Annotated in this window: 11 protein-coding genes; 7 read left to right on the top strand and 4 right to left on the bottom strand. The window is 59.8% G+C overall.

The window, feature by feature from the left end:
- Positions 1 to 237 precede the first annotated feature (237 nt).
- The 4 genes from nth to map are packed head-to-tail and all read right to left on the bottom strand — an operon-like array spanning position 238 to position 5,562.
- Positions 238 to 891 carry an endonuclease III gene (nth, locus tag E2F43_RS12280; protein WP_133213131.1) on the bottom strand — a complete coding sequence of 218 codons (654 nt, stop codon included), beginning with the start codon at positions 889 to 891 and terminating at the stop codon, positions 238 to 240.
- Positions 892 to 901: 10 nt separating this feature from the next.
- Positions 902 to 2,092 carry a succinyldiaminopimelate transaminase gene (gene dapC / locus E2F43_RS12275; protein ID WP_133213129.1) on the bottom strand — a complete coding sequence of 397 codons (1,191 nt, stop codon included), beginning with the start codon at positions 2,090 to 2,092 and terminating at the stop codon, positions 902 to 904.
- Between the two features lie 15 nt (positions 2,093 to 2,107).
- Positions 2,108 to 4,792 (bottom strand): [protein-PII] uridylyltransferase, encoded by a 2,685-nt coding sequence (gene glnD, locus E2F43_RS12270; protein ID WP_238946898.1) that lies wholly within the window; start codon positions 4,790 to 4,792, stop codon positions 2,108 to 2,110.
- A complete protein-coding gene (gene map, locus E2F43_RS12265; protein WP_133213127.1) occupies positions 4,792 to 5,562 on the bottom strand; it encodes a type I methionyl aminopeptidase in 771 nt (256 codons plus the stop codon). The genes glnD and map overlap by 1 nt, the downstream gene beginning before the upstream one ends.
- Before the next feature lie 309 nt (positions 5,563 to 5,871).
- Between map and rpsB the strand changes: the two genes are divergently transcribed.
- The 7 genes from rpsB (at position 5,872) to E2F43_RS12230 (ending at position 13,729) form a co-directional block, all read left to right on the top strand.
- Entirely contained in the window at positions 5,872 to 6,633 is a 762-nt protein-coding gene (rpsB, locus tag E2F43_RS12260; RefSeq protein ID WP_133213125.1) for a 30S ribosomal protein S2, read from the top strand.
- Between the two features lie 134 nt (positions 6,634 to 6,767).
- On the top strand, positions 6,768 to 7,625 hold the full coding sequence (gene tsf, locus E2F43_RS12255) for a translation elongation factor Ts (RefSeq protein WP_133213123.1): 858 nt from the start codon (positions 6,768 to 6,770) through the stop codon (positions 7,623 to 7,625).
- Positions 7,626 to 7,767: 142 nt separating this feature from the next.
- A complete protein-coding gene (locus tag E2F43_RS12250; protein WP_238946897.1) occupies positions 7,768 to 8,547 on the top strand; it encodes a hypothetical protein in 780 nt (259 codons plus the stop codon).
- 368 nt (positions 8,548 to 8,915) lie between these two features.
- Positions 8,916 to 10,439 carry a fumarate hydratase gene (locus tag E2F43_RS12245; RefSeq protein WP_133213121.1) on the top strand — a complete coding sequence of 508 codons (1,524 nt, stop codon included), beginning with the start codon at positions 8,916 to 8,918 and terminating at the stop codon, positions 10,437 to 10,439.
- Complete coding sequence (gene sbcB, locus E2F43_RS12240; protein ID WP_238946896.1) at positions 10,432 to 11,886, top strand: exodeoxyribonuclease I; 1,455 nt, start codon at positions 10,432 to 10,434, stop codon at positions 11,884 to 11,886. The genes E2F43_RS12245 and sbcB overlap by 8 nt, the downstream gene beginning before the upstream one ends.
- Before the next feature lie 212 nt (positions 11,887 to 12,098).
- Positions 12,099 to 13,115 (top strand): aspartate carbamoyltransferase, encoded by a 1,017-nt coding sequence (locus E2F43_RS12235; RefSeq protein WP_133213117.1) that lies wholly within the window; start codon positions 12,099 to 12,101, stop codon positions 13,113 to 13,115.
- On the top strand, positions 13,112 to 13,729 hold the full coding sequence (locus E2F43_RS12230) for an NUDIX domain-containing protein (protein ID WP_133213115.1): 618 nt from the start codon (positions 13,112 to 13,114) through the stop codon (positions 13,727 to 13,729). The genes E2F43_RS12235 and E2F43_RS12230 overlap by 4 nt, the downstream gene beginning before the upstream one ends.
- Positions 13,730 to 13,736: the final 7 nt, after the last annotated feature.

Below are 13,736 nucleotides of genomic sequence, written 5' to 3'. Positions count from 1 at the left end.
GCGAGGACAGCGCCCACTGGCTTCGGTGCGTGGTGTAGCCTATCGAAAATCGCCAAAAAGCGTACATCCTTGTACAGGCTTGGCTTCGGCCATCCATGGCCTCAGACATTTTCGAGAGGCTACTCCACGCACCGAATCCTCCTGCATCATCTGAAACAGCTTTTGCTCGAATGCGGCCTATATTTCCAATGTAGGCCAGGAGGTGGGTTTTACCTTGCGAAACAATCCTGCACACGATCAGGCTTTGAGGGTTTCCTTCGGATGCTTCCGATTCGGATAACAAGTAGTGCAAATCTCACATACCCTGCCATCACAGCCCCGGGCAGTGCAGAATTCCCGCCCGTAAAAAATAATCTGCAGGTGCAGCCGGTTCCAGGACTCCACCGGGAACAGCCGCTTGAGATCGCGCTCGGTCTGCACCACGCTCTTGCCAGAGCTCAGGCCCCAGCGCTGGGCGAGGCGATGAATGTGGGTGTCAACCGGGAAGGCGGGTACGCCAAAAGCCTGTGCCATGACCACGCTGGCGGTCTTGTGGCCGACTCCCGGGAGCCGCTCCAGCGCTTCCATGTCAGCGGGTACCACACCGCCGTGCTCCTCCAGCAGTATTTCGCTGAGTCGCTTGATCGCCTTTGACTTCTGCGGCGACAGGCCGCAGGGACGGATGATCTCACGGATCTGCTCGACACTGAGGGCGGCCATGTCCCGGGGATTGTCAGCGAGCGCAAACAGGGCGGGGGTGACCTGGTTGACCCGCTCATCGGTGCACTGTGCGCTCAGCAGTACCGCCACCAGCAGGGTAAAGGGGTCGCTATGGTCCAGGGGAATCGGGGGCTCTGGATAGAGTTCCTGCAGGCGCTGGAGGATGTAGTCGACCCGTTCTGCTTTGCGCACCGGTTACTCCTCAGAGTTTGCCCAGTCGATGGACAATGCGCTCGGCAGCTTCCACACACTGGGCCAGTTCGGCCACCAGAGCCATACGAATCCGGTTGGCCCCGGGGTTGATGCCCTGGGCCTCCCGTCCGAGGAAACTTCCCGGCAATACCGTGACATGCTCGCCTGCAAACAACTGGCGGGCAAACTCGGTTTCGCTAACCGGCGTTTTCGGCCACAGGTAAAAACTGGCGTCGGGCATGCCGACGTCGAGGTGGCCCGAGAGGATATCGATAACCGCCTCGAATTTTTCCCGGTAGCGCAGCCGGTTCTGCACCACGTGGGATTCGTCCTCCCAGGCGGCCACACTGGCCAACTGGTGATGAGGCGGCATCGCGCAGCCGTGATAAGTGCGGTATTGCAGAAACTTCGCGAGCACGTCGGCGTCGCCGGCAACAAAACCCGAGCGCAGCCCGGGCAGGTTGGACCGTTTGGATAATGAATGGAACACCACGCAGTTGTGATAATCGTGATTCCCCATCGCGGCACAGGCCTGCAACAGGCCTGGCGGTGGAGCGCTTTCATCGAAATAGATTTCCGAGTAGCACTCGTCCGAGGCGATGATGAAATCGTGCTCCCTGGCCAGACCGATCAAGTACTGTAGTTGCTCGATCGGTATCACCGCGCCGGTAGGGTTGCCGGGACTGCACAGGAACAATAGCTGGCATTGCTGCCATTGTGTTTCGGTGATGCGGTCAAAATCGGGCAGGAAGCGGTTTTCCTCGCTGCAATTGATGAACATCGGCTGTGCCCCGGCCAGCAGCGTCGCACCCTCGTAAATCTGGTAAAACGGGTTGGGGCTGATCACCAGCGCGTCGGGGCTGCGGCTGATCACTGCCTGGGCAAAGGCGAAAAGCCCCTCACGGGTACCGTTGACCGGCAGTATCTGCTGCTCGACATCGACTCCCTGCAACTGGAAACGCCGGGTCAGCCAGTCGGCGATGCTCTGGCGCAACTCGGCTATGCCCCTGGTGAGGGGGTAACTGGCAAGCTTGTCCAGGTTCTCAGCCAGCACCTGAACCACGAATTTCGGCGATGGATGCTTGGGTTCGCCAATAGACAGTGCGATCGGGCTTCTGTCGACAGGGGGTTCAAGGTCAGCAAACAGCTGCCTCAATTTCTCAAAGGGGTAGGGCTGTAGCCTGTTCAGATCTGGGTTCATTGACGGTTACTGGGTTCAGGCAACGGCCTGTTCGTCGAGGGCGTCCCTGATGGCTTTCTGGATGTTAGCGCAGAGTTCAGGGTCAGTAATGGGTTGCTGGTTGGTATCGGTGATAAAGAACACGTCCTCTACCCGTTCACCGAGGGTCTGGATTTTCGCCGCCTGCAGCTCAATGTTGTAGTCCATGAAAATCTGGCCGATGCGCGCCAACAGTCCCGGGCGGTCCGGGCTGGCGACCTCCAGCACGGAGTAATTCTTCACCTTGTCTACGTCCATGCTGGTTTCGGTGGGTATCGAAAACGATTTCATCACTCTGGGCGTGCGTTTCTGTATCGGATGACGGTCGTAGGACTCCTGCTCCAACGCCCTGGCCAGGTGGTTGCGGATATGATTCAGCCGTGCGCCATCTTCCGCGATGGACTGGCCGTTTGAGTCCAGCACGAAGAAAGTGTCCAGGGTCATGCCGCCGTTGGCATTGTAAATACGCGCATCGTGGACAGACAGGTCCAGTTGTTCCAACAGCGAGCATATCCGCGAAAACAGTAGTGCGCTGGAGCGGGCGTGAATAAAAATCTGCGTGGTATTGGCCACCGATGAGTCAATGCTGGAACGAACCAGCACCAAAGGCTTGCTCTTGTCGACGTGCCCGGCGATCGCCTCAGTATGCCAGGCAATGTCTTCAGCCCGTTCGCGCAGGAAGTAGTCCTCGCCGCGCTCCCGCCATAATTCCTCGATCTCCTCGACCGTGAAGCCACGGTATTCCAGCGTATCGATGGCGGTTTCGCGGGTCTCGTCAATCCAGTCCTGCTTCTCCACGGGATTTTCCAGCCCCCGGCGCAGTGCCCGCTTGGTCTCGGTGTACAACTGGCGCAGGAGGCTGCCGCGCCAGGCGTTCCAGAGCGTGGGGTTGGTGCCGTTGATATCCGCCACCGTCAGCGAAAACAGGTAGTCGAGACGATCCTCGTCGCCCACGTGTTGGGCAAACTGAAGGATGACGTCCGGGTCGGATATATCCCGGCGCTGGGACACGGCTGACATGGTCAGGTGATTTTTTACCAGCCATACCACCATATGGGTGTCACGCTTGGATAAACCGTGCTCGCGGCAAAATACCTCGGCATCAGCGGCCCCCAGCTCCGAGTGGTCGCCACCGCGACCCTTGCCGATATCGTGGAACAGGCCGGCCAGGTAGAGCAGCTCAATCTTGGGCAGGCGGCTGGTGACCCTGCTGGTGACCGGGAAGCGCTCGGCAAACTCCGGGATCTGGAAGCGGCGCATGTTCTCGATCACTTCCAGGGTATGTGCGTCCACGGTGTAGGTGTGGAACAGGTCGTGCTGCATCTGGCCGATAATCTGGCCGAAGGCCGGGATGTAGCGCCCCAGCACACCGTATCGAACCATACGCTTGAGTTGTCGTGTCAGCTTGTAGGGGGAACGCAACAAATCGATAAACATCTTTTTGTTGATTTCACTGGCCCGGAAGTTGTCGTCAATCAGGTGCAGGCTGTTACGCAGCAGGCGGATGGTGGGGGCAGCGATACCGTCAATCGCGTCGTTGCGGGCGCTGAGCAGGAAAATCTCGAGTATGGCGGAGGGATCCACGCTGAAGACATTGTCGTTTCTCGCTTCAATGTAGCCGTTGCGCATCTGGAACCGGCCGTTGAGCTCGAGCACATCATCATCACCTTCCGCCGAGAGGATGACCTGGTTGAAGTTCTGTATGAGTACCTCGTTGAGCATGCTCAGGGCCTGGGCAGAGCGGTAGTAGAGTTGCATGAACTGCTCCACTGCCAGCTTGTCACCATCTTCAAAGCCCCACAGCGAAGCCAGCGATCGCTGGTGATCGAACAGTAAGCGGTCCTCTTCCCGGTCGGTAATCATGTGCAGGGCATAGCGCACCCGCCACATGAACTCTCGTTCGCGCTTGAGGATGTCCATTTCCTCCTGGTTGAGGAATTCCTCTGCGGCCAACCTGTCCAGTGATTCCACGCCGAAGTGGCGCTCGGCGATCCAGGCGATGATCTGCAGGTCGCGCAGGCCACCGGGAGAACTCTTTACATTGGGTTCGAGATTGTATTCAGTGTCGGCGAACTTGTTGTGCCGGTCTCGCTGCTCCTGCAGCTTGGCGCGGAAGAATTCCGGGCTTGGCCACATTTCCTTCGGCCCGGTCTGCTCCTGTACCTGGGCCATCAACTGCTCCGGGCCGCGCAGTACGCGGGCCTCCATCAAGTTGGTCAGCACGGTGATATCGTCCCTGGCGCTCTCCACGCATTGGGCCACCGTGCGAACGCTGTGGCCGATTTCCAGGCCGATGTCCCATAGCAGGGTGAGGAAGTTTTCCAGCTGGCTGTTGACACTGTCGCCGTCGTCACCCAGGAGCAGGAGCAGGTCCACATCCGAGTGGGGATGCAGTTCGCCCCGGCCGTAGCCTCCCACCGCCACCAGCGCGATATCGCTGGAAGGCCAGTCCTGCTGGTCCCAGAGGGCGCCGAGCAATGTGTCGATAAATGCTGCCCGTTGGCGCAAGAGTACCCCGGTCTCTTCTCCGTCGCGAAAACCCTGGTGCAGGGATTCTGTGGTTTGTGCGATGGCCCGCTTGCTGGCTCCGAGGGTTTCGCCCCGTGCCAGGCCGTCCAGGAATGCCTGCTGGTCGAACAGGTCCCGGGGGAGATTGCTCAGGGGTCGGTCTACAGCCGGCACTAGAAAGATTCGCTTGAGCGTTGGGTAAATATCTCGCAGCCGTCCGCCGTGATTCCCAGGGTGTGCTCCCACTGGGCCGACAGGCGTCCGTCGCGGGTGGTCACGGTCCAGCCGTCCTTCTGATTGAGTTTGGTCTGGCGTTTCCCGGCGTTGATCATTGGCTCGATGGTGAAGGTCATGCCTTCCTCCAGTACCAGCCCGGCGCCTTTCTTGCCGTAGTGCAGGACCTGGGGGTCCTCGTGAAATACCTTGCCAATGCCGTGGCCGCAGTATTCCCGCACCACTGAGTAATAGTTCTTTTCTGCGTGGGCCTGGATGACCGCGCCTATGTCGCCGAGTGTCGCGCCCGGCCGGACAATCTCCAGAGCCTTGTACAGGCACTCCTGGGTCACCTGGACCAGTCGCCGGGCGTGGGGGGCCACGTCGCCGACCGCTACCATGATGCTGGTGTCACCGTGATAGCCATCCTTGATGACCGTGACGTCGATGTTGATGATGTCACCGCTTTTCAGCTTCTTGGTATCTGACGGAATGCCGTGGCAGACCACGTCATTGACGGAAGTGCAGATAGAGCGCGGGAAACCGTGGTAGTTCAGTGGGGCCGGAATGGCGCCCTTGGCGGTGATGTAGTCGTGGCAGATCCTGTCCAGTTCCCCGGTGGTTACGCCCACCTGGACATGGGGTTCGATCATTTCCAGCACTTCGGCTGCGAGGGCACCCGCCGCTCGCATTTTCTCTATTTCATCTGCTGTCTTAATCGTTACGGCCATGTCCAACTCATTGAATTTAAATAAAAAAATCCCGATGTTGCGGTTTCTGGCAGCGCCGGGGGAGGCACATTCTACCTTATATGGTCGCGCATCGGGTAACACCCATCGTTACTGGGGGCATTTTCTCCTTTATCAGACTGCCCGCTTATGGTATAAAGCGCGCCTCATTTTCCGGGCAGAAGCCATTCGGGCGGCTGGGCGGAGAGTGAGATTAAATGACACACACATGTCGACACCTGTTCCAGGGTGCCTCCACGGAGGTTTGGAACAGGGATATGTGGAGGATTAACCCAATACAAAGGTATGACTATGTCGCAAGTAAGCATGCGCGACCTGCTGCAGGCAGGCGCCCACTTCGGTCACCAGACCCGATACTGGAACCCCAAGATGGACCAGTACATCTTCGGTGCCCGTAACAAGATTCACATCATCAACCTCGAGTACACCGTTCCCGCGTTCAACGATGCGCTGGAAATGGTGAAGCGCCTGGCCGCCAACAAGAACAAGATCCTGTTCGTAGGCACCAAGCGCGCAGCGAGCAAGATCGTCAAGGAGCAGGCCGAGCGCGCCGGAATGCCCTACGTCAGCCACCGCTGGCTGGGCGGCATGCTCACCAACTACAAGACCATCCGCGCCTCCATCAAGCGCTACCGCGAGCTGGAAGCCCAGCAGGCCGACGGCACGTTTGAGAAGCTGACCAAGAAAGAGGCGCTGATGCGTACTCGCGACATGGAGAAGCTGGAGCGTTCAATCGGCGGTATCAAGGACATGGGCGGTCTGCCCGACGCCTTGTTCGTGGTTGACGTTGACCATGAGCGTATCGCGATCACTGAGGCGAACAAGCTGGGCATTCCCGTGATTGGTGTCGTTGACACCAACTCCGATCCCGACGGCGTAGACTACGTTATCCCCGGTAACGATGACGCCATTCGCGCCATCAAGCTGTACGTGACCGCCGTTGCCGACGCTTGCCTGGCGGGCAAGGCGGAAGCAGGCGAGGTCGCCGCAGCCAAGGACGAGTTCGTCGAGGAAGCTGCCGAGCCTGCTGCTGAAGAAGCTGCTGCCGAGTAAGTAACTTTCCCGGTGCCCCATTCTTTGCGGCACCAGGACCCCAATCGATCCCCGGCGCCATGGCGACCGGGGTTTCTATATTCAAGAGCCGCCTTCCCGGAAGCCAAGGTCCGGGATTGCACAGGAGGACAGTAATGTCAGCAAAACTGGTTAAAGAATTACGAGAGCGCACCGGCCTGGGCCTGCTGGAGTGCAAAAAAGCGCTTGCCGCCGCCGAAGGCGATGTCGAGAAGGCGATTGAAGAGCTGCGTAAGTCCAGCGGCATGAAGGCCGCCAAGAAGGCCGGTCGCACCGCCGCCGATGGCGTGGTCGTGACTCGCCTCGCCGAAGATGGCAGCTACGGTATTGTGGTCGAGGTAAACTCCGAGACCGATTTCGTGGCCCGCGACGACAATTTCCTGGCCTTCACCAGCAAGGTTGCTGACGCGGCTTTCGCCGACAAGCAGACCGATGTCGCCGCCCTGATGGAGGGTGAGCTGGAGTCTGCCCGCGAAGCCCTGGTCCAGAAGATCGGCGAGAACATCGGCGTACGCCGCATCGAGCTGGTGAACGCAGACGCCGGTGTTGTTGGCGCCTATGTTCACGGCAATAACCGCATCGCGGTACTGGTAGAGCTCAAGGGCGGTGACCAGGACCTGGCCAAGGACGTCGCCATGCACGTTGCTGCGGTTAACCCGCAGGTGGTGTCTCCGGCTGATATGCCCGAAGACGTGGTTGCCAAGGAGAAGGAGATCTACACCGCCCAGGCGGCCGAGTCAGGCAAGCCCCCGGAAATCATCGAGAAGATGATCGGCGGCCGGGTGAAGAAGTTCCTGTCCGAGAACTCACTGGTAGAGCAGGCATTTGTCAAGGATCCGGACGTGACTGTGGGCAAACTGGTGTCTGCTGCCGGTGCCGAAGTTGCTTCATTCGTCCGTTTTGAAGTGGGCGAAGGCATTGAGGTCGAGAAGATCGATTTTGCCGACGAGGTGGCAGCCCAGCTGAACGGCTAGGACTGAACCATTGCATGGTGACTGAAACGGGGCTTCGGCCCCGTTTTGTTTTTCCGAAAACCCTGCTTTTCAGGTTGAATCTATTGGGCTGGCCGGCGTCCTATGTATAATTGCCTCACTTCTGCGGATCATTAGTATTTCCATGTCAAAAGACGATTTAGACAGTATTCCCTCTATCGTTCCCTCGCGCGATCGCGATTACACCCTGGTACAGACGCCGAGCGCTGGTGCCTCACGGGGCAAGGGCAAAAGAGGCGGGAGTAACGGCGGCCCCCGGGGCCCGGCCCCCAAAGGCGGTGCCGGCGTGCTCAGTCGCCTGTTGATTACCGTTTCCCTGGTGGTTGCGGCGGTGGCCTGCGCCTGGGCCTGGCAACTGCAGGAGCAGATGAAGCAAACCGGTGCTGAGCTGGAGGCCTATGAGACCCGTATTGCCGATCTGGAAGCGCGCCTGTCGGACACCGATGAAGGCATGAGCCAGAACGCGGCGGTCCAGGCGGCCAAGATCCGCGAGCTGGATTCAGAAGTGCGCAAACTTTGGGACAATGTCTGGAAAAAGTCCAAGGAGCGCCTGGGTACGCTGGAAGCGGCCAGCAAATCCCATGGCAGCAAGATTGCCGCTAACGAGAAAGCGCTTGGCTCGCTGAAGTCCAGGGTGGATAGTGCCGCAGGGGACCTGGCCAAGCTGAAGAACGTGTCCGGTGACCTGTCGCGCCTGATGTCCAGTGCCAAATCCAACCAGGCCGAGGTCGAGCGCGTTGCTGACACCCTCAACCGCATTAATCTCGACCTGGCCAAGCTCAACCGCCAGGTGAAATCGAACGAAGAGGGCCTGCGGGCCACCGACGCTTTCCGTCGTCAGGTGCTGGCCAGCATCAATGACCTGGAGGCGGCTGTTCGGGTTTTGCAGATTAGCAGCCCGTAGATTCTTTTTTGACCCGGCGGCCCTGGCAGCCGAAGCCCCGTGCAGGAGATGTCCACTCCCAGCGCCTCTCTCAGTCGTGACTTAGAAGTGGCGCTCCATCAAATAAAAAGCCGATTTTTGTATCCGATGACGATCCAGGCGTCAGGGGCTGTGTGTCCCCACAGAAAATGTCTGAGGCCATGGATGGCCGAAGCCAAGCCTGTACAGGGATGTACGCTTTTTGGCGTTTTTCTGGGGGGACACACAGCCGCTGGCGCCGGCCTGTCCAAACCGAATCCATACCCAGTGCCAGAAGGGCTTTCACCACCGAACCAGCGGTGTACAATACTGGCCGCGTTTTAACCCCGCCATAGTGAAGGACACCCGCCATGACCGTCATTCGTCAGGACGATTTCATCGATAGCGTCGCCGACGCCCTGCAATTCATCTCCTATTACCACCCCAAGGACTTTGTCGACGCGGTGCATGAGGCCTGGCAAAAGGAGCAAAATCCCGCCGCCAAAGATGCCATGGCACAGATCCTGATCAATTCGCGCATGTGTGCCGAGGGCAAGCGGCCCATTTGCCAGGACACCGGTATTGTTACCGTCTTCCTGAAAATCGGTATGGAGGTGCAGTGGGAGGCCGAGATGTCGGTTGCGGATATGGTCAATGAAGGCGTGCGCCGGGCCTACCTGCACCCCGACAACGTATTGCGCGCTTCCATCCTTGAAGATCCCGCCGGTGCCCGGAAAAACACCAAGGACAACACCCCTGCGGTGATCCATATGGAGGTCGTGGAGGGCGATACTGTGGATGTGCAGGTCGCCGCCAAGGGCGGCGGTTCAGAAAACAAATCCAAGATGGCAATGCTCAATCCCTCCGACAGTATCGTCGACTGGGTGGTCAAGACCGTGCCCACCATGGGCGCCGGCTGGTGTCCCCCGGGGATGCTGGGCATAGGCATTGGCGGTACCGCTGAAAAGGCGGCGGTCATGGCCAAGGAATCCCTGATGGAGCCGATCGATATTCACGAGCTGCGCGAGCGGGGCCCCTCCAACCGGGTGGAAGAACTGCGCCTGGAGATCATGGAGAAGGTCAACAAACTGGGTATTGGCGCCCAGGGCCTGGGTGGGTTGACCACCGTAATGGACGTCAAGATCCATGACTATCCGACCCATGCGGCATCCCTGCCGGTGTGCATGATTCCCAACTGTGCCGCCACCCGTCACGCCCACTTTGTGCTGGATGGATCCGGCCCCGCGCTGCAGACACCCCCCAGCCTGGACGACTGGCCGGATATTACCTGGGAAGTGGGGGAGGGGGTTCGCCGGGTGAACCTCGACACCGTCACCCCGGAAGAGGCAGCCCAGTGGAAGCCGGGCGACACCCTGCTGCTGTCGGGCAAGATGCTGACCGGGCGGGACGCGGCCCACAAGAAAATGAAGGAATTGATTGAGTCCGGCGAGGGACTGCCCCCGGAAGTCGACCTCAAGGGCCGGTTTATTTACTACGTGGGTCCCGTGGATCCGGTGCGCGATGAGGTGGTCGGACCAGCTGGCCCCACCACCTCCACGCGAATGGACAAGTTCACCGACTTTATTGTCGAGAAAACCGGCCTGCTGGGCATGATCGGCAAGGCCGAACGCGGTCCGGCGGGCATAGAGGCGATCAAGAAGCACAAGGCGGTGTACCTCATGGCCGTGGGCGGGGCCGCGTACCTGGTGTCAAAGGCCATTACGTCGGCAAAAGTTGTCGCTTTCCCGGAGTTGGGCATGGAGGCCATCTATGAGTTCGAGGTGAAAGATATGCCGGTGAGTGTGGCGGTGGATGCCGAGGGTGTTTCCGTGCACGAGGTCGGTCCGAAAATCTGGCAGGCGAAGATCGAAGAGCAGGCCCTGGACGTTGTCTAGGGACGCGACGTTTTACTGGCACGACTACGAGACTTTCGGCGCCGACCCGTCCCGTGACCGCCCGGTGCAGTTTGCCGGGTTGCGCACCGATGCCGAGCTGAACCCCGTGGGTGAGCCACTGGTGATATTCTCCCGCCCCGCGGGAGATTTTCTACCCCAGCCGCAGGCCTGCCTCGTCACCGGTATCACGCCCCAGCTGGCGCTGGAGCAGGGTGTGCCGGAGGCTGAGTTTATTCGCCAGATCCACCAGGAGCTGGCCGCCCCGGGAACCTGTGGCGTCGGTTACAACTCTCTGCGCTTCGATGATGAAGTTACCCGCTACACGCTATACCGCAATTTTTGCGATCCCTATGCCCGCGAGTGGCAGAACGGCAATTCCCGCTGGGACATTATCGACATGGTGCGGGCCTGTTACGCGCTTCGGCCTGAAGGGATTGAATGGCCACTGCGGGAAGACGGACTTCCGAGTTTCCGCCTGGAAGATCTCACCGCGGCCAATGGCATAGCCCACGAGGCGGCCCACGATGCGCTGTCGGACGTGCATGCCACCATTGCCATGGCCCGACTGATAAAGGACAGGCAGCCACGGCTCTACGATTACGTCCTGCGCCACCGTGACAAGCACTCGGTGTCATCACTGCTGGACCTGGACAGCATGAAGCCGGTGCTGCACGTGTCCGGCATGTTCGGTGCCCTGCGGCATAACATTGCACTCATCGTGCCGCTGGCGATGCACCCGAAGAACAAAAATGAGGTCATCTGCTACGACCTGATGGCAGACCCCGCGGTGTTGGTGCAGTCCTCCCCCGAGCAGCTACGTGATTTGCTCTACACCCGCACAGAGGAGTTGCCCGAGGGGGTTGAACGCCCCGGGCTGAAGTCCGTACACATCAATAAATGCCCGATCCTGGTAACCGCCAGGATGGCAGACCCGGACACAGCAGCTCGCCTTGGTATTTCCGGCGACCAGTGTCGCGCTCACCTGGCCGCCCTGCGAGAGTATCGGCAGCGCGATCCCGCGGCGTTCACCGGCAAGTTGCAGGCCGTTTATGCCGGGCGAAACTTTGCTCAGGTCAGCGACCCGGATCGCATGCTTTACAGCGGCGGTTTCTTTTCTGACGCCGATAAGCGCTTGATGGACGAGGTGCGCCAGTGCACCCCCGAAGAACTGGCGACTGCCACGTTTCCCTTCGCTGACGATCGCCTTCCGGAGATGCTGTTCCGTTACCGGGCGCGCAATTACCCGGACAGCCTCAGCCCGGAGGAGCGGAAGCGGTGGGAGGAATTTCGTTTCCACCGTCTGACCGAACCCGATGCGGGCGCCAGTATCTGCATGGAGGAATACCAGGAACTTATCCAGGCCCTGGTGGAATCCGGGGAGCTGAGCCTGCCCCAGTGCGAACTGATGGAACGGTTGCTGGAGTACAGCGACAGTTTGCTGGTTTAGGCTTCCACTCCGGGGCGTTCTGCACCCGGCGGAATTCGTCATTACCGCGCCGACCCGGTTCAGCGGGCCGGGCCCGTCACAGGTGGATCCCGGACTTCGCCGGAATCACTCGGCTTGGGTCGGGTGGCGGTGATTCGGTATTAAGCACATGGCCCCCCGTCACCCCTGACCGTATAATCCCCGAAGTTCATCAGAGCCTGGAGTCACCAAGCGTGGAATTTGCCGGAAGCCATATCCTGTCAATCCAGCAGTTTGAGCGCAACGACGTGGAGCGCGTTTTCTCCGTTGCCGATCAGATGGAGCCCTACGCCCAGCGCAAACGGGTCACCAAGGTGCTCGACGGCGCTATTCTGGGCAATATGTTCTTCGAACCCAGCACCCGAACCCGGGTCAGTTTCGGCAGTGCCTTCAACCTGCTTGGCGGCGAGGTGCGGGAGACTACCGGCTTTGAGTCCTCCGCCATCGCCAAGGGCGAATCGCTGTACGACACTGCCCGTGTTCTCAGCGGCTATTCCGATGCCATTGTCATGCGCCACCCGCAAGCCGGCTCGGTGGCTGAGTTTGCCGCAGCCAGTCGGGTGCCGGTCCTGAACGGCGGTGACGGCAGCAACGAGCACCCCAGTCAGGCCTTGTTGGACCTGTACACTATCAAGAAGGAACTCGCCGGCCAGGGCCGGGAAATCGACAGGTTGCGAATCGCCATGGTCGGTGACCTGCGCTATGGACGCACCGTGCATTCGCTGTGCAAGTTGTTGTCCCTGTATCGAGAGGTACAGGTCAGGCTGGTCAGTCCGCAAGAGCTGCGTATGCCCGGAGAGATCGTCGAACAGATGCGCAATGCCGGGCTGCAGGTGGAGGAATCCGAGGCACTCGAGGAAAGCATCGCTCACGTCGACATTGTGTACTCCACCCGTATTCAGGAAGAGCGTTTCAATTCCCAGGAAGAGGCGGACCTGTACCGCGGTCGATTCCGCCTCAACCAGAGCGTCTATACCGCCCATTGCGAGCCCAATACGGTCATCATGCATCCGCTGCCCAGGGATTCCCGTGACAATGCCAGGGAGCTGGATGACGACCTCAATGATAATCCCAATCTCGCCATTTTCCGCCAGACCGACAATGGTGTGCTCGTGCGAATGGCGCTGTTCGCCCTGACGCTCGATGTCGTCGATCAGGTGGCGCAGCATTCCCGTGAGGTGAACTGGTATACGGCGGGTCGTTTTCAATGACGCTTGAGCTCAGGTTCGGTGCCGATGATGTCAGGGTGCTGGAGGAGGAAACCGCCTATGACGGTTACTTCAGCATCCGCAAACTCACCCTGCAATACCGGGCCTTTGAAGGTGGCTGGATGGAGCCCCAGGTGCGCGAGGTGTTTGAACGGGGTGATGCAGTCGGTGTTTTGCCCTATCACGTCGACTCCGATTCGCTGGTACTGATCGAGCAATTCCGCCCCGGCGCCATGCGTGGCGATAACAACCCGTGGATGCTGGAACTGATAGCCGGCATTGTCGAACCGGGTGAAAGCGACGCCGATGTTGCCCACCGCGAAGCCATGGAGGAGGCCGGCTGTACGCTGGGCGAATTGCAGCCCATCGCCACTGTACTGCCCAGTGCCGGTGCCTGCAGCGAACAGGTCCAGCTCTACTGCGGCCGCCTCGATGGTCCCGTTGTCCCGGGCGTACACGGCGTGGCCGAGGAGGGGGAAAATATTCTGGTGCACGCCGTGCCGGTTGCGGAGGCGTTTGAGATGCTGGCGCAGAACCGCATTCCCAACGGCCACACCCTGATTGCCCTGCTCTGGCTGCAGAACAATATCCACACCCTGCGGGAGCGCTGGGGCTGAAGCCCGG

Origin of the sequence: Seongchinamella unica, assembly GCF_004354085.1 — a bacterium.
Classification (GTDB): domain Bacteria; phylum Pseudomonadota; class Gammaproteobacteria; order Pseudomonadales; family Halieaceae; genus Halioglobus; species Halioglobus unicus.
This window is presented reverse-complemented; position numbering and strand designations above follow the sequence as displayed.

Excerpts from the sequence above, each read along its gene's own strand:
- tsf (WP_133213123.1), top strand. The coding sequence starts at position 6,768 with ATGTCAGCAAAACTGGTTAAAGAATTACGAGAGCGCACCGGCCTGGGC.
- rpsB (WP_133213125.1), top strand. The coding sequence starts at position 5,872 with ATGTCGCAAGTAAGCATGCGCGACCTGCTGCAGGCAGGCGCCCACTTC.
- E2F43_RS12245 (WP_133213121.1), top strand. The coding sequence starts at position 8,916 with ATGACCGTCATTCGTCAGGACGATTTCATCGATAGCGTCGCCGACGCC.
- dapC (WP_133213129.1), bottom strand. The coding sequence starts at position 2,092 with ATGAACCCAGATCTGAACAGGCTACAGCCCTACCCCTTTGAGAAATTG.
- map (WP_133213127.1), bottom strand. The coding sequence starts at position 5,562 with ATGGCCGTAACGATTAAGACAGCAGATGAAATAGAGAAAATGCGAGCG.
- E2F43_RS12230 (WP_133213115.1), top strand. The coding sequence starts at position 13,112 with ATGACGCTTGAGCTCAGGTTCGGTGCCGATGATGTCAGGGTGCTGGAG.
- E2F43_RS12250 (WP_238946897.1), top strand. The coding sequence starts at position 7,768 with ATGTCAAAAGACGATTTAGACAGTATTCCCTCTATCGTTCCCTCGCGC.